18 protein-coding genes are annotated in these 21,118 nt (G+C 71.9%); 8 read left to right on the forward strand and 10 right to left on the reverse strand.

Annotated elements, in window-relative coordinates; translation table 11 throughout:
- Positions 1-76: 76 nt before the first annotated feature.
- Positions 77-991 carry an inositol monophosphatase family protein gene (locus FRANEAN1_RS25575; RefSeq protein WP_020462673.1) on the forward strand — a complete coding sequence of 305 codons (915 nt, stop codon included), beginning with the start codon at positions 77-79 and terminating at the stop codon, positions 989-991.
- A gap of 124 nt (positions 992-1,115) precedes the next feature.
- Here the strand turns inward: FRANEAN1_RS25575 and wecB are convergent, their stop codons facing one another.
- Both wecB and FRANEAN1_RS25585 read right to left on the reverse strand, forming a co-directional pair.
- Entirely contained in the window at positions 1,116-3,167 is a 2,052-nt protein-coding gene (gene wecB / locus FRANEAN1_RS25580) for a UDP-N-acetylglucosamine 2-epimerase (non-hydrolyzing) (RefSeq protein WP_347176754.1), read from the reverse strand.
- A gap of 13 nt (positions 3,168-3,180) precedes the next feature.
- Complete coding sequence (locus FRANEAN1_RS25585; protein WP_020462675.1) at positions 3,181-4,218, reverse strand: SDR family oxidoreductase; 1,038 nt, start codon at positions 4,216-4,218, stop codon at positions 3,181-3,183.
- 359 nt (positions 4,219-4,577) lie between these two features.
- Between FRANEAN1_RS25585 and FRANEAN1_RS25590 the strand changes: the two genes are divergently transcribed.
- The 5 genes from FRANEAN1_RS25590 to FRANEAN1_RS25610 all read left to right on the forward strand — a co-directional run bounded on the left by FRANEAN1_RS25590 (position 4,578) and on the right by FRANEAN1_RS25610 (position 10,552).
- Positions 4,578-5,501: a class I SAM-dependent methyltransferase gene (locus tag FRANEAN1_RS25590; RefSeq protein WP_347176755.1), complete on the forward strand. Its 924-nt coding sequence runs from the start codon at positions 4,578-4,580 to the stop codon at positions 5,499-5,501.
- A 292-nt stretch (positions 5,502-5,793) separates the two neighbouring features.
- Entirely contained in the window at positions 5,794-7,476 is a 1,683-nt protein-coding gene (locus FRANEAN1_RS25595) for an LCP family protein (protein WP_020462677.1), read from the forward strand.
- Positions 7,477-7,772: 296 nt separating this feature from the next.
- Complete coding sequence (locus tag FRANEAN1_RS25600; RefSeq protein WP_020462678.1) at positions 7,773-8,552, forward strand: polysaccharide deacetylase family protein; 780 nt, start codon at positions 7,773-7,775, stop codon at positions 8,550-8,552.
- An 83-nt stretch (positions 8,553-8,635) separates the two neighbouring features.
- Positions 8,636-9,403 carry a DUF1707 domain-containing protein gene (locus tag FRANEAN1_RS25605; RefSeq protein WP_157472798.1) on the forward strand — a complete coding sequence of 256 codons (768 nt, stop codon included), beginning with the start codon at positions 8,636-8,638 and terminating at the stop codon, positions 9,401-9,403.
- Positions 9,404-9,628: 225 nt separating this feature from the next.
- Positions 9,629-10,552, forward strand: a complete 924-nt coding sequence (locus FRANEAN1_RS25610; RefSeq protein WP_020462680.1) for a PAC2 family protein — start codon at positions 9,629-9,631, stop codon at positions 10,550-10,552.
- 65 nt (positions 10,553-10,617) lie between these two features.
- Here the strand turns inward: FRANEAN1_RS25610 and mnhG are convergent, their stop codons facing one another.
- The 6 genes from mnhG to mbhE are packed head-to-tail and all read right to left on the reverse strand — an operon-like array spanning position 10,618 to position 16,927.
- Positions 10,618-10,980, reverse strand: a complete 363-nt coding sequence (gene mnhG, locus FRANEAN1_RS25615) for a monovalent cation/H(+) antiporter subunit G (protein WP_018500178.1) — start codon at positions 10,978-10,980, stop codon at positions 10,618-10,620.
- Entirely contained in the window at positions 10,980-11,246 is a 267-nt protein-coding gene (locus tag FRANEAN1_RS25620) for a monovalent cation/H+ antiporter complex subunit F (RefSeq protein WP_020462681.1), read from the reverse strand. Before FRANEAN1_RS25620 ends, mnhG begins: the two co-directional genes overlap by 1 nt.
- Positions 11,246-11,857: a Na+/H+ antiporter subunit E gene (locus FRANEAN1_RS25625; protein WP_020462682.1), complete on the reverse strand. Its 612-nt coding sequence runs from the start codon at positions 11,855-11,857 to the stop codon at positions 11,246-11,248. Before FRANEAN1_RS25625 ends, FRANEAN1_RS25620 begins: the two co-directional genes overlap by 1 nt.
- Positions 11,854-13,425: a Na+/H+ antiporter subunit D gene (locus FRANEAN1_RS25630; RefSeq protein ID WP_020462683.1), complete on the reverse strand. Its 1,572-nt coding sequence runs from the start codon at positions 13,423-13,425 to the stop codon at positions 11,854-11,856. The genes FRANEAN1_RS25625 and FRANEAN1_RS25630 overlap by 4 nt, the downstream gene beginning before the upstream one ends.
- The gene (locus tag FRANEAN1_RS25635; RefSeq protein ID WP_020462684.1) at positions 13,422-13,988 is read right to left on the reverse strand and encodes a Na(+)/H(+) antiporter subunit C; all 567 of its coding nucleotides are present in this window, start codon (positions 13,986-13,988) and stop codon (positions 13,422-13,424) included. The genes FRANEAN1_RS25630 and FRANEAN1_RS25635 overlap by 4 nt, the downstream gene beginning before the upstream one ends.
- Positions 13,985-16,927, reverse strand: coding sequence for a hydrogen gas-evolving membrane-bound hydrogenase subunit E (gene mbhE / locus FRANEAN1_RS25640; RefSeq protein WP_020462685.1), 2,943 nt, complete (start codon positions 16,925-16,927; stop codon positions 13,985-13,987). Before mbhE ends, FRANEAN1_RS25635 begins: the two co-directional genes overlap by 4 nt.
- 763 nt (positions 16,928-17,690) lie before the next feature.
- On the opposite strand from mbhE, the gene FRANEAN1_RS25645 reads away from it, so the two are divergent.
- Positions 17,691-18,332 carry a hypothetical protein gene (locus FRANEAN1_RS25645; RefSeq protein ID WP_347176756.1) on the forward strand — a complete coding sequence of 214 codons (642 nt, stop codon included), beginning with the start codon at positions 17,691-17,693 and terminating at the stop codon, positions 18,330-18,332.
- A 315-nt stretch (positions 18,333-18,647) separates the two neighbouring features.
- A complete protein-coding gene (locus FRANEAN1_RS25650) occupies positions 18,648-19,343 on the forward strand; it encodes a hypothetical protein (RefSeq protein ID WP_157472799.1) in 696 nt (231 codons plus the stop codon).
- 1 nt (position 19,344) lies between these two features.
- On the opposite strand, the gene FRANEAN1_RS37430 is transcribed toward FRANEAN1_RS25650, so the two are convergent.
- Positions 19,345-20,514, reverse strand: a complete 1,170-nt coding sequence (locus FRANEAN1_RS37430; protein ID WP_020462688.1) for a macro domain-containing protein — start codon at positions 20,512-20,514, stop codon at positions 19,345-19,347.
- Entirely contained in the window at positions 20,514-21,101 is a 588-nt protein-coding gene (locus FRANEAN1_RS25665) for an NUDIX hydrolase (protein ID WP_020462689.1), read from the reverse strand. Before FRANEAN1_RS25665 ends, FRANEAN1_RS37430 begins: the two co-directional genes overlap by 1 nt.
- Positions 21,102-21,118: the final 17 nt, after the last annotated feature.

The following is a 21,118-nucleotide window of genomic DNA, read 5'->3' on the forward strand; positions in this document are numbered from 1 at the left end:
CGCGATCGTCGCCATCGCGGCGGGAGTGCGGGCCGCGGGCCCCTCGCCGCTCCCGCCGCCGGCCAGCCTTGGCAGGATGAGCACCGTGGACGCGCCCCCCAGCACCCTCCGCCCGGCCCCGGCCGCCCTGCTCGACCTCGGCCTGGACGTCGCCCGCGAGGCCGGGGCCCTGCTCGTCACCGGCCGCGCCGGCACGGTCGCCGCCGAGGCGACGAAATCCTCGCCGACCGACGTCGTCACCGCGCTGGACCGGGCGTCGGAGGCCCTCGTCGCCCGCCGCCTGCGCGAAGCCCGCCCGGACGACGGCCTGCTCGGCGAGGAGGGCTCCGACACAGCGGGCACCAGCGGCGTCCGCTGGATCGTCGACCCCCTCGACGGGACGGTCAACTTCCTCTACCGCCTGCCCAACTGGGCGGTGTCGATCGCGGCCGAGCTGGACGGCGAGATCGTGGCGGGCGTGGTGCACGCGCCCGCGATGGGAGTCACATACACCGCTGTCCGCGGCGGCGGCGCCTTCCGCTGGGAGACACCGGTGGGCACGGATCGCGGGGGCGACCAGGGCGCTGGCACCGGCGCGGGCGCGCCGCTCGGGCCGACGGCCGGGGAGCCGACGAAGCTGACCGGTTCGGCGGTGACCGAGCTGGGCGGCGCACTCGTCGCCACCGGCTTCGGATACACCGAGCGCCGCCGGACGACCCAGGCCGCGGTGCTGACCCGGGTCGTGCCCAGGGTCCGCGACATCCGCCGGATGGGCGCGGCCTCCCTCGACCTCTGCGCCGCCGCGGCGGGCATCGTCGACGCCTACTACGAACGCGGACTACACCCCTGGGACCACGCGGCGGGCGCACTGATCGCCGCCGAGGCGGGCCTGCGGGTCGGCGGCCTGGACGGCCGGGAAGTCAGCGAGGACCTCGTCATAGCCGCTCCCCCCTCCCTGTTCGCCAACCTCACCGCCCTGCTGGCCGAACACCCCCGCGCCGACACCGACTAGCGGCCACCACCAGCCCGGCGGTCCGGCCCCGCTTCCGGCTCCGCGATGCGGCCCTGGCCCGCCTGACCCCGGCCCAGCCGGGCCAGGGGCTGGGCTGGGCTGGGCTGGGCTGGGCTGGGCTGGGCTACGGGAGGGTCAGGGAGGTGCCTCCGGGCGTTGGTTCGCTGGTCCCGACTGGTGGGCGCTCGAACCAGACGGTGCGGCGGACGTAGTCGATGTGGCTGACGATGATCCGTACGACGCGGCGGGAGACGTCGTCCACGTCGTAATCGGGGACGATCCGCGGTGCCCGGTCCCCCTGCGCCGCGTCGACGACCAGGTCGACCGCGGCGAGGACCCGGTCCGGCCGGGGCAGGCAGGAGACCGCCACTCCGTGGTCGACGCCCTCAGGGCGCTCGTGCGCCTCCCGGATCATCACCGCGGGGAACCCGAGCAGCGAGGCCTCCTCGGTCAGCGAGCCGCTGTCCGAGATCACGCACTGCGCCGCCCGCTGCAACGCGATGTAGTCCGCGAACCCGAAGGGCCGGCAGAAACGGACGAGGCCGTCGGTCGCAGGGGCGCGGCCGGACGCCTCAAGGGCGTCGAGACGATCCCGGGTACGCGGGTGGGTGGAGACGATGATCGGCACCCGGTAGCGGGCGGCCAGCGCGTTGAGTGTCTCCAGCAGGCCGATGAGCAGCTCCGGCGCGTCGACGTTCTCCTCCCGGTGCGCGCTGACCACCAGGAAGTGGCCCGCGGTGACACCGAGGTTCGTGAGCACTGGTGAGGCGTCGACGAGCGGCGCGTAGTGGTCGAGGACCTCCTTCATCGGCGAGCCCGTGACGAAGATCCGCTGCGCCGGCAGGCCCTCGGCCAGCAGGTGGCGCCGCGCGTGCTCGGTGAGCGGGAGGTTGATGTCGCTGAGGTGGTCGACCAGCCGGCGGTTGATCTCCTCCGGGACCCGGTCGTCGAAACAGCGGTTCCCGGCCTCCAGGTGGAACACCGGGATGTGCCGCCGCCGGGCCGCAATGACCGCGAGCGTGGTGTTCGTGTCCCCGTAGAGCAGCAGCGCGTCCGGGGACTCGTCGACGAACACCGCGTCGGAGCGGGCGATCACCCGGCCGATGGTCTCGGCGGCGCTCGCGCCGACAGCGTCGAGGAAGTGGTCCGGTTTGCGGATACCGAGCTCGTCGAAGAACACCTGGTTCAGCTCGTAGTCATAGTGCTGGCCCGAGTGGACCAGGCAGACGTCCACGGCCCGCTCGAGCGCCGCGATGATTCGGCTCAGCTTCACGATCTCCGGACGGGTGCCGACCAGGATCATGACCCGCGCCCGGTGCTCGGCCGGCCCGGGTCGGCCGCGCGGCACCGGCGCGGGAACTCCCATGATCTCCGTGCGCGGCACCCGGTCGGGCATGGTCATCCGGCCGGCCGCGCCCTGGCGGTCCGGGGGGAGGCGCCGGTTCGGGACCGTGGGAACGGTCGGCCCGGTCGGGGCGATCGGCGTGGACGGCGCGGTCGGCACAGAGGGACCTGTTCGTGCGGTCGTTCCCGCCGTCCCGGTCATTGCGGTCATTCCTCCTCGTTCCGCCGGCCCCCACCCGGCGGTGCTCTCTCCCGCGGCGCCCTGGTCCGCGACGTTCTGTTCCTCGGCGCCCTGACCACCGACGTTCTGACCACCGACGCCCTGGGCCCCGACGCCCGGCCCGCCGGCACCCTGACCTGGGACACCCGGCCCGCCGGCACCCTGGCCGGGAATGCTCTGGCCCCTGGCGCCCTGACCGGGCACGGTCTGACCGCCGGCACCGCCGTCGTCCAGCCCGGTCGTGTTGGGAGAGGTCGCGGTGTGGCCGGTCTGCGGCCTGGGCCTGGCCGCCGGTATCCGGTGGGACACCCCCATGTCGGGCTCCCCGGCGACACCTGGATCACGCCGGACGTCCGCATCACGCCGGGCATCCGGGTCACGCCGCACGTCGGAATCACGCCGGACGTCCCCGCCACGTCGGTCCCCCGCGCCGCGCTGGGCGTCCGAGCGGCGCTGGGACTCCGGACCGCGCTGGGACTCCGGACCGCGCTGGCGGTGGGATCCCCCGCCGGAGAACCAGCTCCGGAAGAAACCCGTCCGCGTGAGCTCGGCGTCGCCCCCGTGTTGCCGGGCGCCGGTGTGGTCGTCTCTGTCGCCTCTCGTTCTCGACACGCCGCTGTCCCTTCTACCGGAGCGGATCGACCGGCTCGGCCGACCAGGGCTGATGCGGCGGCCGGTTCCCGGAGCCGTGTTCGTCGAGGTTCCTGTCAGGCATCGGCGTGCACTCCGTTCGGGGAGGTGAGGGCGGCGCGGGAGCCTCCGGTCCGCCGGGACGAGGTGCCGGGAGACGCCGGGAGGAGCCTTCGATGTCACGCCGTTCGATCGCGGTCGCCAGCTCGTCGACCATCGCCGGCCACCCGGGCGGCAGGTAGCCGGTCTCCGACCACAGCCGGCGCGCGGACAGCGCCCGGTTGCGGGCCTCGCCGTCGCTCGGGACGATCTTGACGTCCCGCCGGCCGAGCCGGTCGGCGAGCATGGTGAGCAGGTCGAACCGGCTGATCGGCTCGGACGCGAGATGCCAGATCCCGGTCAGGTCCGGGTGCCCCACGAGCACGAGGTGGACGAAGCGCGCGAACTCGGCGGTGGTCAGAGCGCTGTGGACGACCCGGCGCGAGGCCGGGATCTCACCCTTCGCCGCCAGGAACCCCTCGACGAGCCCCGAGGCCGCCGGTACCGCCTCCAGGCCGACGACGGACGTCCGCAGCGTGAGCGTGCCCGGCTCGGTCACCTCGCCGAGCAGCTTGGTCATCCCGTGGACGTCCACCGGGTCGGGCACATCCTCCTCGTGGTAGTCACCCAGGCGGCCGGAGAACACGCAGTCGGTCGATACGTGCACCAGTCGCGCCCCGGCGGCCTGGCACAGGCGCGCGAGGCGATGCGGGAAAAGGGCGTTGACCTCGATCGCCGACAGCTCGGCACGTCCCTCCGCGCGCCGCCCGACCAGGCTGACGGCGTTCACGACGGCGTCCGGCCGCACCGCGGCGAACGCGTCGACCATGGTGTCGCGGCGGCGGACGTCCACGCCGCTGAGCACCCGGTCGGCGGGTGGCGGGCAGGACGGTGCGGTGGCCCTGACGGTGGCGGTGACGTCATGGTCGCGGACCAGCCGGCGGACCAGCTCACCGCCGAGCATGCCGTCGCCGCCGAGGACCAGTACACGCATCTAGCGCTCCTTCGAGACCGGGGTCCGGTCGGGGTGGGCCGTCCGCTCGTGATGCCCGGACTCGTGGTGCTCGGGTGTCCGGCGCCCGGCCGCCGCCCCTGAAGCAAGTATGACTCTCTGTATTGAAATGATCGCTACCTGAAGCGATGACGCGCCGAACGGCGGCGACGTGGACGGAAACCGCACTACAGCGGGAACACCCGGGGACGCGCCGAGCGGAGATGCCGGACATCGGCCCGGATTGATTTACTCTCTGTGCCTAAGCGAGGACTAAACGGCGCACCCAAGCCTCGAACGGGTCACCGACGGCCGGTCGGAGGCGCGGGCGCCGGGACGGATCGCCCACGGGCAACGGACGAATGAGGCACGAGACGGGGATGACGCACCGGACGGCACGGCTCCCGGCGCCACCAGGCCGGGCACGGCGCCTGCGGTACCACCGCAACAGCCGGGGCGAGCTGTGGGTGAACGTCACCTCGTCCCACCTGGTCCTGCCGGACTACGTCAACCTCGACCCCGCGTTCTCCCCCGGCCTCGTCGCCGCCTACCCCGCGCTGCGGCGGACGTCCGACCTCACCCGGCTACTGCGGGCGTCCCGCACGCTGCGCCTGCTGCGCAGGGGGTGCGCGGCTGGCTGGCGATCGGCGCGACGGCCGCGGCTGGCCGCGGTCGTCGCCCGGCTCGCCCCCCGCTCCAGCCCACGTCCGCGTCCGCGCTGGCGCCGGCGCGACCTACCGGCGGGGCCGCGGGGCGGGCGGGGCTGGACGATCCGCGAACAGTGGGAGGCCCGGGAGGTCGCCGTCGTCGCGCGACACGACCCGCGGGCCGCGCTGCCACTGGACGACGACTCGGTCGATCACCTCCTCTGCGCGCACGTCCTGCAGGAGCTGCCGCCGCCGGCGATGCGGCGGGCGCTGGAGGAGTACGCCCGCGTCCTGCGCCCGGGCGGGACGCTGCACGTCGTGCTACCTGACCTGCGGTACGCGGTCGACCGGTACGTCCGCGGCGAGATCGACGCCGACGAGCTGGTGGCGTGGCAGCGCCTGCGCTCGCCCGGGGAGGAACGGGGCGCGGGGCGCCTCGGCCTGCCCCGGCGCGGGAACGCGCGGCACCCGACCAGTCCGGTGAACCGGTGGCACTACGACGCGCACACGGCCGAGCGCCGGCTCGTCGGCGCAGGCTTCAAGATCGCCTCCGGGACGTCTGCCTCTGGGACGTCCCCGAGCTCGCCGGTGTACCGGGAGGACCCCGGCTCGTTGCACCTGGTGGCCGTCCGCGCCTGACCTGCCGCGCCCGACCTGCCGTTGTCCGCCCGCCCGCCCGCCCGCCCGCTCGCCCGGGCGGGCGGGCGGACACGTTCGGGCAGGGCACGTTCGGGCCGTCCGGCGGCGTCCGCGCGGCAGCAGCACCCTAATCTGACGGATGATGCGGTGTGCCCCGATTCGTCCCGCGTCGGTTGTCACATCCGACTTGCGGGCCCGCAACATCACTATTGGCTGACTTATCTTTCGTTGACTTACCTTTGTTTTTGCCGGCAGGCACGCGCCGGTATGAGGCGCGGCGAGGGGCGGCGGCATGCGGGACGCGCGCGCACGGCAGTCGTGCGGCGCCCCCGAAGTGACGCCGGCAGAGACCGCGGACGGTGAGCACGACACCCGCGAACGCGACATCGGCGCCCGCGGCGCGGAACTCGACGGGCTAAAGATCGGCGGCCCGGACGTCAGCGGCGACGACATCGGCGGCGAGACCGAAGGCGGCAGCAAGGCCGGCCCGCCGGGTAACGGGAGCGGCGCGGCGGCCGGCGCCGCGCGGCGCGGCCCGATACGCCGGGTTCTGCTCGTCCTGACCGCCCTGCTGTCGGTCGCCGTGGTGGTGGTGACCACCACCGGCTGGTTCGTCATCACCTTCTACGACCGCAGGATCGATCGCGAGACCATCGCGCCGCCTGCCGACATCACGGTGACCCGCCCACCGCCCGCGCCGGTCGGCACCGAGACCTGGCTCCTCGTCGGCTCCGACGTGCGCACCGGCTCGGACGCCGCGGCGGTCAGTGGCGCGCGATCCGACACTATGATGATCGCCCACCTGGCCTCGGACGGGCGGACGAACATCGTGTCGGTCCCCCGTGACCTGAGGGTGCCCATCCCGGCCTGGACCGACGACGACGGCACCCACCACCGGGCCCGCCGAGACAAGATCAACGCAGCGTTCGGCAGCGGTGGCCCCGCGCTCCTCGTCGCCACCCTCGAGCAGGTGGCGGGACTGCGCATCAACCACTACGCCGAACTCGACTTCAACGGCTTCCAGCAGATGACGTCCGCGATCGGTGGCATCGACGTGTGTCTGCAGGCATCGAGCTACGTCGAGCCGCACACACTGGAGAACGGCCGGCGGGTGCGGTCGATGAACCTGAACGACCCCAGCTCCGGTTTCCTCGGGCAGCCGGGAAACAATCATCTGATCGGCGGCAATGCGCTTGCCTTTGTTCGGCAACGACATGGTTTCGCTGACGGCGACCTCTCTCGGATCCGCCGCCAGCAGGCGTTTCTCGCGGCGATGTTCCGAAAGGTCAGCAGCAGCGACGTCCTCTTGCGCCCGACCAAGCTCGCCGCGTTTCTGGGCGCGGTGACGCGGTCGGTGGTGCTGGACGACGAGACCGGCTTCACCGAGCTGCGCGCGCTGGCCGAGCGGATGCGCGGGATGACGACCGGCGCCGTCACGTTCTCCACCGTCCCGATCACGGGCCAGATCGCCGAACCGGCCTTCTACTTCCTGTATGACCCCGACCAGATGCGGCAGTTCTTCCGGAACATCACCGGCGGCGAGTCCCTGCCCGAGCCCACCGGCTCCGGAGACCTCATCCCGCTCGGCGGCGCCTTCACCCCGGAACCCTCGATCGGCGCACCGACCGCCCCCACCGCGGCAGTCGCCCTCCCACCCACCGAGAGCGCCACCCCAACAGTGACGCCTCAGGTACCCGACGTGGCATCGACGCCCGCCTCCCCGGCCGAACAGCCAACAGTCACCCCCACGCCCCCGCCTACGGCGATACCCACGGCCACGGCGCCGACCGGTGTCAGTGTCGGCGCCGGCGTCGACATCCTGGCCCGGCCGGTCGCCGGGACCGGGCAGGACGCCACGGCCGGCACCACCCCGGGCACACTTGGGCCGTCCGCCACGCTGCCGGTGGGGCCGTCGGTGGGATCGTCCGCGACGACCGAGCCGCCGGTGACGGCCGCCGCCGCCTGCATCTACTGACCCGGCCGCACCTTTCCGGCAATAACTGGACGTTTTACTCCAGTCAGGCCCTTTTTCTGGCACTCGTTCCGCTCGACTCCGGGCCAGACCGGCCACCGTCCGCAACCTCTTTTTTTCATCCCCACTGTTGACATTTCCAACCGCAATTTATGCCCGCTTTGTACCGGCACATACGACGTATGGTCTACCGGCGCCGGGCGCCGTGAGACCCGGCGTTCGGAACAGTGAAGGGACAACGGGATGAAAGTCAGCCGGACGTGCCGCGTCCGCTCCAGCCGCAGCGGTGAGGTCTCGCCATGATCGCGCGGCCCTCGTCCGGGGACGGTTTCGGGGCCAGGGGCGGTTGCGAGGCCGGGGGCGGGGCGGGCGGGCCGTCCCGGCGACGGCTGCTGGGGTGGTCGATCGCGGGAGCGGCCGGCCTCACGGCACTCGGCGCGGTCGACCCGGCCCTGGCCGCCCCCGCGGCGGGCAGGCGGTCGGGCGCGGTGAGCCGGGTCCGCGGCGCGCGGCCCGCGGCGCCGGCGAACGCGATCGCGCTGACCATCGACGACGGACCGCACCCGGTCTGGACGCCGCGGATCCTGGAGGTGCTGCGTGGCAACGGTGTCCGCGCGACCTTCTTCGTCATCGGGGTCCAGGCGAAGGCCCACCCGGAGCTGGTCCGGCGCGTCCTCGCCGAGGGGCACACCGTCGGCAACCACTCGCTCGACCATCCGACGCCGTTCGGCGCCGGCTCCGCCGCGACGGTCGCCCGGGAGATCTCCGCGGCCCAGGCGATCATCACCGCGGCCGGTGGGATCGCTCCCCGGTACTTCCGGTCGCCCGGCGGGGACTGGCCGCCGGCCGTCCTCGCGGCCGCGGCCGCGCAGCACCTGACACCGGTCGGCTGGAGCGTCGACCCACGCGACTGGACCCGGCCCGGGGCGGCGTCGATCGTGCGGTCGCTGACCGGCGCCCGGGCGGGCGACATCCTGCTGTGTCACGACGGCGGCGGCGATCGATCGCAGACCGTCGAGGCGCTTCGCCAGGTCCTGCCGGCGCTGCGGGCCAGGGGCCTTACCTTCATGCCCCTGTGAGACCACACGTTCATGTCCGTCCCCGGGGCGGCCGGCGCCCAGGCGGCCTTCGCCCCGGGTGGGTGGGCCGCTACCGTCGGGACATGGCGCCCGACTCACCCGATCCCGGCCCGGCTCCCGCGACCGGCGACGCCGACGCGCCGGTCGACCCGAGCCGGGCCGGCAGTCCGGCCGAGGCCGGCCCCGCGAAAACCCCCGGCCAGGCTGCCACCACCACCGCCCCCGCCGGCAAGGCAGACACCCCCGGCCCCGCTTTCGGCGTCGGCAAGGCGACGAGCGCCGGCCCGCGCCGCAGCCCGTCCGCGCCGATCACCGATGCCGACCGGCAGGCGACCGCCGACCAACTGCGTGCGGCCTGCGGCGACGGGCGGCTGACCCTGGACGAGTTCAGCGAGCGGGTCGGGGGCGCCTGGGCCGCCCAGACCGCGGAGGAGCTGGCGCAGGCCGGGGCCGGCATCGTCCCGCCGCGGGTCGGCATCCAGCGCTCGTCGTCGACGATCGTCAACATTCTCGGCGACGGACGGCGGCTCGGCCGTTGGCGGATGCCCCGGCGGACGGTGATAGTCAACCTGCTCGGCGACTGGACGCTGGATCTGCGCGGTGCGCTGATGGACGAGGATGCCGTGACCGACGGCGTGCTCGACATTCTCTATATCTCGCTGATCGGCGATCTCACCATCAGCGTCCCGGACGGGATGGAGGTCGACATGAGCGGCCTGGTCGTGCTCGGCGACCGGCACCTGGAGCTGGCCATGGTCTCGGAACGCCCGGGAACCCCCCGGCTGCGGTTGCGGCTGGCCGGCCTGATCGGCGACGTCTGGGTGAGCAGCGGGTCGCTGACCGGGCGGTGACCCGCGATCCCGACAGACGCGATCACGACATAGCAGGCACGACGGCGCCACGCCGCTCGTACGGCACTATTTCCGCCGGGGCGAGGGTGGGCGTTGGTATTCTCGATCATGCGTATCGGAGCTGCCCCGGCGGAGTCGGAATGCGGGACCGCCACGGCGACTTCCTAGTGCCAGGGTGTCACCGCGGACCGCCGCGGACCAGATCGGTGAGGGAGGGCACGACCGATGCTTGACCCCAGAGAGCTCTACGAGATCAGGAGCGACCTGGACGACCTCGGCCGCCCGGTACTGATCGAGGCGATGACCGGGGTCGTCGACGCGGGTGGCGCTGTCGGGCTCGCCAGCGAGCACCTGACGACGGCGCTGCAGCACGAGCGGATCGTCACCTTCGACGTCGACCAGCTCATGGACTACCGCTCCCGGCGCCCGCCCATGGTCTTCTACGAGGACCACTGGGAAAGCTACGACGATCCCGTCCTGGCCATCGAGCTGCTCCACGACGAGGCCGGTACGCCCTTCCTGCTGCTCTGCGGCCCCGAGCCGGACCTGCACTGGAAGCGCTTCACCAAGGCCGTCCAGGCGGTCATGGCGGAGCTGGGCGTCCGCATGTCGGTCGGGCTGAACGCGATCCCCATGGCCGTGCCGCACACCCGTCCGTGCGGGGTCACCGCGCACGCGACACGCAAGGAACTGCTCGTCGGGTACGAGCCGTGGGTCCGGCGGCTGTCGGTACCCGGCAGCGCCGGGCACCTGCTCGAGTACGAGATCGGCCGGTCCGGGGCCGATGCGATGGGCTTCGCCGCGCACGTCCCGCACTACCTCGCCCAGGCCACCTATCCGGCCGCGACCGAGGCGCTGCTCAGCTCGGTCTCGAAGTCCACGGGGCTGCTCCTGCCGCTGGACGGGCTGCGTTCCGCCGCGTTGGAGGTGCGGGGCGAGGTCGACAGCCAGATCGCGCGCGGCGGCGAGGCCGCCGACGTGGTCAAAGCGATCGAGGAGCAGTACGACGCGTTCCACCGCGGCCGCGAGGGCGAGCACCTGCCGGTGGTCGACGACTCCGAACCGCTGCCGACCGGCGAGGAGCTCGGCGCGGCGCTGGAGCGCTTCCTCGCCGAACAGAGCGAACCGGGCGGGCCGCAGCCGACCTGAGCCGCCGGCTGGCCGGGCCGCCCGGCCGCCCGGCCGCCCGGCTGGCCGGTCGGGCTGGCCGGGTGTCACCGGTGTTCGGCGGCCTGGCCTGGGCTGGCGACTCCGCCCCGGCGCCGGGCCAGCTCGTCCACGACCAGCAGGTCGTGGCGGAACCGGCCGGTGCGGTAGGCCGCCCGGCCGACCCGCTGGGCGATCACGGGCGCCGTGACGAGCTGCAGCAGCGCGACGAGCAGCAGCCCGGCGGCGTGGCGGGGCGCGAGCTGGACGGCGCTGCCGAGCAGGATCGACACCAGGCCGACCGTCTGGGGCTTGGTGGCCGCCTGCAGCCGGGAGGGGACGTCCGGGAACCGCAGCAGGCCCCAGGCGCCGAGCAGGCAGAACAGCGCGCCGGTCAGCAGCAGCACCGCGGAGATCACCTGGCGGGCCATCAGCGGGTTGTCCCACGCCGCTCGACCAGTCGGGCCGCGGTCAGCGACCCGAGGAAGCCCAGCAGCGCGACGACCGCGACGAGCGCGATGTTCCAGCCCTCGTTGCGCATCCCGATCTCTACCGTGACACCCGCGACGATGAGGATCACCAGAACGTCGAGGGCGACGATGCGGTCCAGGTTGGTGGGCCCGGCCAGTGCCCTGGCCAGGGTGAGCAGCCCGGCCACGGCGAGCAGGACGAACGTGATCGTGTAGACGGTGGTCATCACCGTGCCTCCCGGTCGGGTACCTCGGCGTCATCTGTGCCGGCGCGCGCGCCGCGACGGCGACGGCCGGGCGCGGGGACGGCCGCTGCGGCGCCGAAGGCGGCCAGCACCCGGCGCTGCAGGCCGAGCACAGCCGCGCGGGTACGGTCGGCCGCCTGCTCGTCGCCGGCGGCGAGCGCGTAGACGTACAGCTCACCGGCCTCGTGGTCGATCTCCAGCACGAACGCGCCGGGCGCGAGCGAGACGGCGTTCGCGGTCAGCGTCGACACCACCTCCGACGTCGCGCCCAGGGGCACGGCGACGATCGCCGAGCGCGTCCGCGGGCCGTACCGGATCATCTGCCAGGCCACCGCCACCGCGGACGGGACGAGGTCGGCGACGAGGTGGCCGAGCAGGGCGAGCGCCGGCAGCGGCCGGAACCGTGCCCCCGGGGCGACCGGGCGGAGCGGGAAGGCGGCGAGCACCACGGCCGCCACGAGCAGCCCGCTGAGCGCGGCCAGCGGGGTGGGCCGGCCCCACAGCAGCATCCACACCGCCCACAGCCACAGCAACCGGCCGGGCCGACGGAACACGCGGGTGGCCGGCTCGGGCCCGGCGCTCCGGCGGCTCATCGGCCAGCCCCTGCCGGAACGGCCCGCGGGAGCCCCACCGGGACGGCGCCCGGAAGCACGGACTCCACGTAGCCCGACGGCTCGAGCAGGTCGTCCGCGGCCCGCTGGCTCAGCGCGGCCAGCGGGCCGGCGAACACCGCGGCGGCCAGCCCGACGGCGACGATCCCACCGGTCGCCAGGATCATCGGGCGGTTCACCCGCTCCGTCCCGACCACCAGGTCGTCCGCGGGCTCCGGATCGGGCACGCTCGCCCGGCGCGATCCCCAGAAGGCCAGCGTCCATACCCGGGCCATCGCGTAGAGCGTCAGCAGGCTGGTGGCCAGGCCGGCGGCGACCGCGGCGTAAACCGGCCAGGTGCCGACCCCGGACCCGGCCTCGAGCAGGGTCAGCTTCGCGACGAAGCCGGAGAACGGGGGGATGCCCGCGAGGCTGAGCGCCGGCAGCGCGAAGAGCACCGCCGTCGCCGGCACGGCGGCCGCCAGCCCGCCCATGCGCCGCGGCACCGACGTCCCGGCGTACCGGGTGATCAGTCCGCTGGCCAGGAACAGCGCGGCCTGCGCCACGATGTGGTGCACCATATAGATGATCACGCCGGTGAGGCCGATCACGGTGAACAGCGACAGGCCGAACAGCATGTAGCCGATGTGGCTCACCAGCAGGTACGACAGCATCCGGTTCAGGTTGTCCTGGGCGAGCGCGCCGAGGGCGCCGACGAGCAGCGTGACCACCGCGGCGACCAGCAGCAGCACCCACACCCCGTCATGCGCGAACACCAGGGTGTGCGTCCGCAGCAGCGCGTACACGCCGACCTTGGTCAGCAGGGCGGCGAGGACGGCCGTGACCGGTGCCGGTGCCGTCGGGTAGCTGTCCGGCAGCCAGAAGTGCAGCGGGACGGCCGCCGCCTTGATACCGAAGACGACCAGGGCCAGCAGGCCGAGCGCCCCGGCCAGGCCCTCCGGCAGCTCGCCGACCCGCCCCGACAGGTCGGCGAGGTTCATCGTCCCGGTCGCCGCGTAGACCAGCGCCAGCATCGTGAGGAACAGCAGGGACGACGTCATGCTGACGATCACGTAGGTCATGCCGGCGCGGATGCGCCCCGCGGTGGTGTCGAGCGTGATCAGCACGTAGGACGAGACCAGCATGACCTCGAACGCGACGAACAGGTTGAACAGGTCGCCGGTGAGATACGCGAGCGCCACACCGGCGACCAGGACCAGGTACACCGACTGGAAGATCGAGCTGTTGCCGCGGCGAGTGTCCTCCGTGACGCCCTGGCCGATCGCGTAGGCGAGCACCGCGAAGGTGACGACGGCCGAGGTGAGCAGCAGCAGGCCGGAGAGCCGGTCCGCGACCAGCGTGATGCCGATCGGCGCCGGCCATCCGCCCAGGTTCGCGACCAGCGGACCGTCGGTGTCGGCGATCACGACGATCGCCACCGCGTCGGCGACGACACCCGCGACCACCAGGAGCGCGAGGATCCGCTGCGCCCGCACCCGGCCGCGCAGGACGAGCACGGCGCCGGCGGCGAGCAGGGGCACCACGACCGGGAGAACCGCCAGGACGCTCACGGGTGCCGTCCGTAGGCGTCGCACCGCTCGAGCAGGCCGGGCACGGCGAGCTCACCCGGTTCGCGCGGCGGCTCCCGGTCCTCCCGGTCGGACTGTTCGGCCCCGTCGGCCGGTCCCCCGCCGAGTTGTCCCGCTCCGTCGTCCCCGTCGGGCTGTCCCGCTGCCCCGGGCGGTCCCGACTGCTCGGGATGTGCCGATCCGCCGGGCTCCAGGCGGCTGATGCGGGCGTCCTCGATGTCGTCGCGCACCTCGTCGTCCCCGAGCAGGGTCCACGCCCGGTACGCGAGCGCGAGCAGGAAGGTCGTCAGCGCGAAGGTGATGACGATCGAGGTCAGCGCCATGCCCTGCGGGAGCGGGTCCGACATGTCCTCGGGCCGGGCCGAGCCGACCATGGGCGGCTGGCCGCTCTCCCCGCCGACGAGCAGCAGGAGCAGGTTCGTGCCGTGCCCGAGCAGGACGAGCCCGATGAGCACGCGCATGAGCGAGCGTTGCAGGAGGAGGTAGGTCCCGGCCGTGTAGAGGCCGCCGACCATCAGGGCCGAGGTCAGGTTCACCGGGCTCATGCGATCTCGTCCACGCGCTCGCGGCCCGCCTCGATCTCGGCGTCGGCCTCCTTGTCGACGGCGGTGCCGAGCGTGCGCAGCAGCTCGAGCACCACGCCGATGATCAGCAGGTAGACCCCGACGTCGAAGAACAGGCTCGTCACCAGCTCGACGTGACCCAGGATCGGCAGATCACCCTTGAACACATAGCTCTCCAGGACGGGATCGCCGAGCAGCGCGGGCGCGAGCCCCGCGGCCGCCGCGGTCACCAGCCCGGTGCCGATCACCGCGGTCGGCACCACCGGGACGGCCGCGCCCACCCGCCGGCGCCGTCCCGCCACATAACGCAGGACGAACGCCAGGCCGGCGACGAGCCCGCCGGAGAAGCCGCCCCCCGTCCTGGTGTGGCCGGCGAAGAGCAGGTACAGCGAGAACACGAGCACCACCGGGAACACCGCCCGGGTCGTGACCTCCAGCAGGACCGACCGTGCCCGCACCGGCTCCTCGGCCCGTCGGTCCGCCGGGCCGAGCAGCTGGTCGATCGTGCGCCCCTGCGGGGTGCGGACGAGCAGCAGCAGCGAGGCCACGCCGAGCGCGGCCACCGCGAGCACCGCGATCTCGCCGAGGGTGTCGAACGCCCGGAAGTCGACCAGGATGGCGTTCACCACGTTCGTCGCCCCGGTCTCGCCGGGCGAGCGTGCGATGAACTCCCGGCTCGGCTGCGCCATCCCGGCGCGCGAGCCGCTGGTCACGATCGCGAACCCGGCCACGAAAACCCCGACGGCGACGGCGACGGCGATCCGCGGCAGCCGCAGCGGCGACGAACGGTCGGCCGTCGAGAACCGGACCGGCATCCGCCGCAGCACGAAGACGAAAACGATCAGCGACAGGGTCTCGACGAGGAACTGGGCCAGCGCGAGGTCGGGCGCGCCGTCGACGACGAACAGCGCGCCGATCCCGTATCCGACCGCGCCGAGCAGCAGCGTCGCGGTGAGCCTGCTGCGGGCGCGGACGACCGCCAGCGAGGCGAGCAGGATGCCCACCGCGAGCGGGAGCTGGATGCGGTAGTCCCACCAGGGCAGGTCGTCGGGCCAGGAGGTCCCGGTGACCAGCGCGGTGCCCGGCACCGCGAGCACCGTGAGCAGGATGACGCCGAGGTACGCCGGCAGCGAGCCGGTCTGCAGCCGGCCGGTGACCGCGACCGCCGACCAGTCCAGTGCCCGCACGGCGCGCTCGTAGCCGCGCTGCGCGTCCAGGAGATCGGGCAGGCGCGGCGACAGCCGCCGCGGAGGCCCCGCCGCCGCGGCGAAGACCAGCACGCCCCCGGCGACCGCGACGGCGGACAGCGCGATCGGCCAGCCCGGCCCGTGCCAGAGCGCGAGGTGGTAGCGCGCGGCGCCGGCGGGGAAGCCGTCGGCGTAGGCGGCGACGAGCCGGTCGACGCCCCGGTGCGCGATCCCGAGGCCGAGTCCGGCGAGGGCCAGCACCACCACCGGCGCCACGAACACCGCCGCCGGACGGGCGACCGCGCTCGGCGGCGCGCCCGGCCGCGCGCCGAACGCACCCCACAGGAACCGCAGCGCGTACCCGGTGGTCAGGCAGGAGCCCGCCGCGAACACGGCGAGCAGCGCCAGCTCGCCGGCCCCGCCGTGGACGAGCGCCTCGAAGGCGGCCTCCTTGCCCAGGTAGCCCAGGAAGGGCGGCAGCCCGACCATCGAGGCGGCGGCGAGGACGGCTCCCCCGCACACCACCGGGACGCTTCGCCACAGGCCGGACAGGTCCCGCAGGTCACGGGTCCCGGCCTGGTGGTCGACGATGCCGACGACCATGAACAGCGCGGCCTTGAACAGCCCGTGCGCGAGGATCAGCGTGGCGCCGGCCAGCGCCGCGGTGCGCGACCCGAACCCGACCAGCGCGGTGAGGAACCCGAGCTGGCTGACGGTACCGAAGGCGAGCAGCCGTTTGAGGTCGGTCTGCACCAGCGCGCGCAGGCCGCCGAGCAGCATCGTCGCCGCGCCGAGGGCCACCGCCGGTACCTGCCAGCCCACCACGCCGGCGAAGGCCGGGGTCAGCGTCGCCACGAGGAACACCCCGGCCTTCACCATCGCCGCGGCGTGCAGGTACGCGCTGACCGGGGTGGGCGCGACCATGGCGGCCGGCAGCCAGGAGTGGAACGGGATCTGGGCCGACTTCGTAGCCGCGCCCAGCAGGACGAGCACCAGCGCCGCGGTGACCACCGCGCCGGACGGCGGCGCCGCCACAATCCGCGAGATCCGGTAGGTGCCCGCTGCCTGCCCCAGCAGGACGAAGCCGAACAGCATCGCCAGGCCCCCGACGCTGGTGATCAGCAACGCCTGGACGGCGGACCGCCGGCCGGGGGCGCTCACGCCGTCCTGCCCGATCAGCAGGAAGGAGAAGACGGTGGTGAGCTCCCAGAAGAGGTAGAGCGTGAACAGGTCGTCGGCCAGGACCAGCCCCAGCATCGCGCCCGCGAACGCGAGCAGCGCGGCGCTCGCCCGGCCCGGCCCCGCCGAGCCCGGCACGGGCACGCCGCCGTCGGCCGCGTGCGGCGCGTGGTAGGCGAACGAGTAGACCAGCACCGCCGCGCCGACGCCGGTGACGAGCAGCGCCATCAGCAGTGCCAGCGGGGCGAGCCGGAACACGATCTCCAGCTCGACGGTCGGCGCCCAGGTGAGAGTCTCGACCAGCAGGTCACCGGCGGGGGCGCCGTGCCCTCCGACGGCGGCCGTCGTGGCAGCCACACCAGTCGCGGCTGGTGTGGCCAGCGCGGACGGCGCGGCCGTGGCCGCGTCGAGTACGGCCGGTATCCGGACCACCAGCCAGCCGAACGTGGCTGCCGGCGCGGCGGCCGCGAGCAGGAAGGCCGTGCGGCCCAGCCGGTCGGTCAGCGCGGGCAGGACCGCGGCGAGGACAAGGTGGGCGACTACGGCGGCGAACACGCGGCACTCCGCTCGCGCCCGCTCCCTGAGAGTCCCGTCGGTCTGGCCATCCGGTCCGCACCCCCTGCTCGTGTCGAGTTGTCACATGAAGCCTGCTGTCGGCGGCCGACAGGCCACCGCGGTATGCGCCCGGCGGGCGGGCGGGCCCGGGGACGATCACCGCGGTCGCGACGCGGCCGTGGCCCGTCCGCCGCAGTGGGCGCGCTCCGGCCGCTGGACGGCCCGGGCGAAACAGGAGAGCCGCGCCACAATTCTCACGCAGCGTGACGATCGACAAGCCCGGACCCGCGTACCGAAGACACCTCAACCGCATTCACCCGCTCTGTCAGACCGTACATGGTCCAACACACCCAAGACTCGGGTGACAGTGAGTAACCAAGCTCAAGTTGCCGATGAGGGAACCTGCCAGCGGGCGGCGCTCGCCGACGACAACCCCCGATCCGCGTCCGGGCCTCCGACCTGCGGATTCGTGTTGGCGAGCGATTCCCTATTCGAATACCGGCCTTCCTGGCACGATCCGGACCAGACCTCGAAAGGTTGGTATCTAGCCCTGTCGTGCCATGTATTGTGATTTCCGTTCGTCCGGGGTAGCCGGCGAGTTACGGCGGCGCCACCGCTGCGCTATAGCACTTCTGGCCTGATCCGTCCGACCTCCGGAGTCGCCGGCATGACTGCCACCGCGATCACAACCGCCAGGCCCCCGGCGAGACCGCGCAGACAGCGGCGGGTCGCCCGTCAGCTTCTGCTAACCGCACACGTCCTGGTGAGCGTCGGGTGGAACGGCGTCGCACTGGGCCAGCTCGCGCTCGCCATCACGGCGTCTCTCGACAGCGACATCCGGCATCCGGCCTATGAGCTCATGCACGTGTTCGATCGAGCCCTCAACATTCCGCTGGCGCTACTCACCCTCGCGACGGGGATCCTGATCTCGCTGCGCACCCGATGGGGTCTCCTGCACCACAAGTGGGTCGTGACCAAGCTGGCGATCACGGTCGTCGCGGTCATCTTCGCGGCCGCCTTCATGCGCACCATGATCGTTCGAGCCGGCCATGCCACAGCGGACGGAAACGTCCACTACAGCGGACCCACAGTCGCGATCATCGCGGGTGCCTGCCTGATGAACGCGATGTTCATTACCGCCACGTTCCTGTCCACGCTCAAGCCCTGGGGGCGCACGCAACGGGGCCTGCGCGCCGGTCGGCGCCCTGCCGCGCGCGCTCCGGTGAGCGGCGTGAACGGGACGTCCACGCCGTCCTCCACCAGGTCTTTCTTCTCGCCTGCCCCGACCGGTTCAACGGTGACGGACACGCCGCTCCCCGGGAATTCCGGTCCGCCGGCCGGAAACGCGGGCCCGGTCCCGGAAACCACGCAGGACCCCGCCGCCCCCGAGAGCGTCTCGAGATAGGAGGCCGCAGACTCCGGCGCCGCGCGGGAAAAACTCTCAGCACCGCCGCCGGACGGGATGCCGGCAGAGTGCCGCACGGAGTTCCGGCGCCCAGGTTGTCGCCTCGCAGATCGCCGCACTCCACGCGTTCTCACTCAACGCGCGTTGCCCGGCGTCGCGCGCCCTCCCGCACTCCCGTCCTTTACACTTGCTTTCACCACGATTGATCATCGTGGTGATTCATGTCCGGATCGGGGCGGTCTCACCGATGGATCCTGGGAGCGTGCGCAACGAGGCGGGCGGCGAGTAGGGATGGCTGAGTCTGGCGGCAGCTGCATGAACACCCGCGGGCCGGGCCCAGCGCACCGGACCGGCGGAGGAGGCTCCACCGACCCACGGCTTGGCTTCGATCCCAGATACTGGCCGGTAAGCGCCCGCGACGAGATTGTCCAGGCAGTCCGGCGCAAGAGCAAGTACGTGCTTTATCTTGCCGGGTACGCGGAACTCGGATATGAACAGCGAGAGCACACGGAAGATGCGGTCGCCCATCTTCTGCTTGATTTCTCTCCGGCCGACACCCTCGTGCTCAGCGGCACTCTGCTGCGTACCGGGGGTCAGGAGGGCATAGCCTGCGCCTACCGCATCGCCCGCGCTCAGGGCTTTGAGACCGCTGGCCTTCACTCGTCCATCGCGATGAGATTCCACGCCACCCACCGGGTGTCGCCTCTGTGCCAGAGCAGCTTCTTCGTTCGTGACCGGCGGTGGGGGGGGTTGACCGATGACGGGTGCTACTCGCCGACACTCACACTCCTGCTGGACCTCAGTCACGAGATGGTCGCCGTCGGCGGCGGGTGGCACACCGCCGACGAGTTGACCGCGTTCGCGCGTGAACGGAAAAGGATCCGCTATGTCCCGGCCGAGATGAACCATCACGCCGTGCACGAGTGGTGCGCGAGGGCGGGGATTCCCACGCTGGACTACCGCGGCGCGGCCCTCGACGCCTGGGAGAGGATCAAGGCCGGCGACTACTAGTTCAGCCGATGGGCTCCACCTCGACCGCATCCGTCAGGGCGTTCAGGCAGGCCTCGAGGTCACGGCGGTTCCAAGCCGAGAAGTAGACCTTCTCGACAACACTGTCTGGGTTGAAGGCCAGATAGGCAACGGCCGTCTGTATCAGACGCGGTGCGGTGGCGTAGACGTCGCCGCCACCCTCCCCTGTTCCCATCATCGGGAAGACGATGCTCCTCAGTCCTGCGTCAGCGAACTGCTCGTCGATACGCCGCATCGATGCGGTCACACATCTCTCGACATTCTGAATCATCTGGTATCCGCTCCCCGGAACGCCCTGGGTGCTCGCCGCGTGGAAGATTTTCTTCACGCCACGGGTTGCGGCGAGAGCACCCGAGCCGGTGACGTACACCGCACCCGCGGTCACCGTCTCCCGACCTCCGAGGAGCGCGGTCAGCTCGCCGGCGATCGTGTCCTCGACAACTTCATCGCTCGCGTCCTTGACCGCGCCCTCATATCGGATCATCGCAGACAGCGAACGGTCGAAGAACCGCGCCATCTGCATGTTGGTGTTCTCCGAGTTCACCCAGACATCGATACCACGCCAGTCACGAATGTCACCGGTGATCACACTGATCTTCTTCTTCGGCGAGCTCACGGTCCGATAGCGGTATTCATCTCGCGAAGTAATCCGCTCCCGCTTCCAATCCTTCCTGGCATCCTGCAGAAAATTGAAGATCGGACTGTCTGTCTCACTTTTCTTCAGCCCGTTCTCAATGTACCTTCGAATCTCCTCTCGACTGTCCGCGTAGCTGCCCCTTACGCTCGGATAGTCGATGACACGCTCTCCCGCAAAATTGAAGGGAATTTTTGTGCCACGCCGCTTGATTATGATCGTCAATGACGGCCTCAGGGCATGTCGAACGCCAAGCTCGTAGAGGACGTTGGGGTTTCCCGTCGTGATGTCCACGATCGCCAGATCGTCCATCGCGATGTGCCGGAACATGTCGCTGTGGATCGAGCCGGGCCGCTCGATCTCGTCGGCCCTCACCACCTTGAAGCCCAGCGACTCGACCGGCTCCCTGATGACGTCCCGGTAGACGTTGTCGAAATCGATTAACGAACCGTCTGGCCCCGCCTTCTCACCGAACGGCATGACGACAAAGCACTTCTTGGTGTTCACGGAAAGCGACATTAGCCGTTCCTTCCAACAGCAGGCGAGCCCGCGAGCCACGACAGACCTATGATTGTCTTTGCATCGAGAACGTCACCACCAGCAAGCAGCATCGGTACGTCCGTCAGGGCGATCTCGACCGCCTCTACATCCTCCTGCTCCTCGGAGACTCCGCACCCCGGGCCCACCCGCGAACCGGCGCTGACGACGGCGTGGAACAGATGGACTCGCTCGGAGGAGCCCCCTGGCGAGGTGTAGAACGTTCTGAGATGGCTCAGGGAAAGGGCTTCGAAGCCGAGTTCCTCTTCTATCTCACGACGGATGCAGGATTCCGGGGACTCACCGTCCTCGAGGGTTCCTGCCACCAGCTCCAGAATCCAGCCGGGCCCCTGGGCGACAGTGGGGAAGCGAAACTGCCTCACCATGATCGCCTTACCGGCGATCTCGTCGACGACGACTGCCGCGCAGGAATCGCCGCGTTCGAAGCTGAGCCGCCGCACAACACCCGACATCTCCCCGTCGGGCAGCTCGTAGCTGACCCACGCCTCGTCGATCCGAAAGTAGTCACGAAAGATTGTATGTATCGATCTGATATTCAGACGTCCCATAATGGTTCCCTCACTGG

The organism is Parafrankia sp. EAN1pec (assembly GCF_000018005.1).
Taxonomy (GTDB): Bacteria; Actinomycetota; Actinomycetes; order Frankiales; family Frankiaceae; genus Parafrankia; species Parafrankia soli.